Genomic DNA, 2136 nt, shown 5'->3' with positions numbered 1-2136 from the left:
CGCACACTCACTAACGACTCTTGTAGATTATAAATCTTTGCCCCAGTCATAATCAACTTAACGAACAAATTGTAATCTTCACTGGTTCTATACTTAGCATAATTACCCACATTCAGTACCCAAGATTTCTTATACATTGCCGTCACATGATTAACAGGACTTCTGCCTTTGGCAAATGCCACTATCTCATTATGCTGCTCAGGAGTTCTTCTGTAAGATATTATCTGAGTTTCGTTAAGCTCAAATTCTCCTATCCAAGCACCGCAAACATCAACATCTTGATTCTCAAATACTGCCAACTGTTTCTCAAACCGCTTAGGTAACGACACATCATCCGTATCCATCACCGCAATCAACTCACAATTACACATCTCTATACCAATATTCTTAGCAGCACCAACACCAACATTTTCTTTAAGGGAAACAACCTGCAAGGCATTAGTCAGCCTCTCTTTCCATTCTCTAATAGCCTGATAGAGCCCATCAGTCAACGGACCATCCTCCACCAAAACTATTTCATTAGGTTTAATCGTTTGCTCATCCCACACGCTTCGCATCGCCCTATCAAAATACTGGTGGCTTTCTTTATGGTAAATTGACATTAACACCGAAAATTTCATATTTGTTGTCATTTATTTTAATATAACCATTTTTTTATTTTTTTATACATGCCGATATTTATAGCCAAATTTCTAAAAAACCGATGTGTAGAATAACGATAAAAATCTTTATTTTGTTCAATCAAATTAGTAGTAGTAGCCTCTAATGCAAATTGATCGGAATGGCAAAAATAAAATTTATTTGCATGCTTGGAGATCTGTTTAGATTTAGAGGGGGGCGTCATATAGTCTCCATAAATAACACTTAAATAATTTTCAAAGTTATTAGGCATAAAAGAGTCTATCCCTTCAAAGGTTATTTTTCTTAATGGAAATATATCTGTATAAAGAAAATAATCGTTGGTCTCTTCATTGAAAACCATAATTTCCGTTGCTACCACGCTTTTTGATGGTCTGCAATTACAATTAGGTAGATATTCATGAAAATATTGAATAAATTTTTGTTTTTCAATGAGGGCATCCTTCAAGATATTTTTACGATATTTTTTGTCAATCTTTTTACCACTTCTAACACCTCCGTTAGTAAAATATTCAGTGGTATTTACAAGATTTATATCCTTCTTTTTATCCATCTTATTAATCATTCTAACAGGGAAAATATCAATAAAACAGGCAAACAGTTTATGATTTTTTCCGCACATCATCATTTTGGTACTAGCCAATTTTTCATAAAAGTTTTTTGGTGTATTGTGACACTCATAATATAAAAAAATATTTTTATTGGTTTTTGATTCAGAATTTAATGCAGACATAAGTCTATGGTAATCAATCGCCGGCACACTAATATCAATATCATCATCCCAAGGAATAAAGCCTTTATGCCGAACAGCACCCAATAATGTGCCATAATCCAGCCAATATTCTATCTTATTTTCTCTGCAAACTTTATCAAAGATTTTAAGTAGATTTAACAATTCTATTTGCAGGTCTTTTAGTGTTGCGGGCGTTAGATACCTATACCCTTCATTGTTCGTCATTTTTTCAGTGAAAGTTTTATTATAGCGATAGCTTTTTTGTAATCATTAGAGACTTTTGCATAACTCATAATTCTCCACCCTAATTTTAATTTTTAGATTTTTTCAAAAATATTTTCAAAACTACCTGTATTTTTTCATAAAGTCCAAAAAAAACCTTATTTTCCCAGCTGTTTATTGCTTTATTTCCCTATTTTTAGTCCTCTCCCACTCATTGGGCGTAACAATCCCCTAGACTTCGCATTTGTTTAAAAATATTCATCCCAGTTTTAAGATTGTGACTCATAGCAATAAGTTGCGCTCTAGTTTTGTTTCTTTCTAATCCAAGGTATCTTGCCTTGGCTAATCCATGATGTTGTTTGAGTAAGCCAAAAGTGCGTTCAACAATATAGCGAATGGATGATCGTTGTTTATTCTCTTGTTTTTGTCTGTCTGTAAGTGGTGTATTTCTGTAAGCCCTGTGTAGAACTTTGTTATTTTGTTTACCAAGTTTTTCATCGTTTTTCTTGTTAGCATAAGCACTATCGGCATAAACTTCACCA

Annotated in this window: 2 protein-coding genes and 1 pseudogene; all 3 read right to left on the bottom strand. The window is 33.3% G+C overall.

The features are described 5' to 3' along the window. Positions 1-632 (bottom strand): glycosyltransferase (locus BHECKSOX2_RS08945; protein WP_139683382.1); only part of this gene is annotated, 632 nt, incomplete at its 3' end. Between the two features lie 278 nt (positions 633-910). Further along, a pseudogene (locus BHECKSOX2_RS08940) lies at positions 911-1534 on the bottom strand (LicD family protein); the annotation flags it as partial. Between the two features lie 271 nt (positions 1535-1805). After that, positions 1806-2136: transposase (locus BHECKSOX2_RS08935; RefSeq protein ID WP_139683381.1), on the bottom strand; the 331-nt coding region annotated here is incomplete at its 5' end.

It is taken from the genome of thiotrophic endosymbiont of Bathymodiolus puteoserpentis (Logatchev) (genome assembly GCF_900127505.1).
In the GTDB taxonomy this organism is placed as follows: domain Bacteria; phylum Pseudomonadota; class Gammaproteobacteria; order PS1; family Pseudothioglobaceae; genus Thiodubiliella.
Note: the sequence above shows the minus strand (reverse complement) of the source record. Positions and strands in the feature narration are given on the sequence as shown.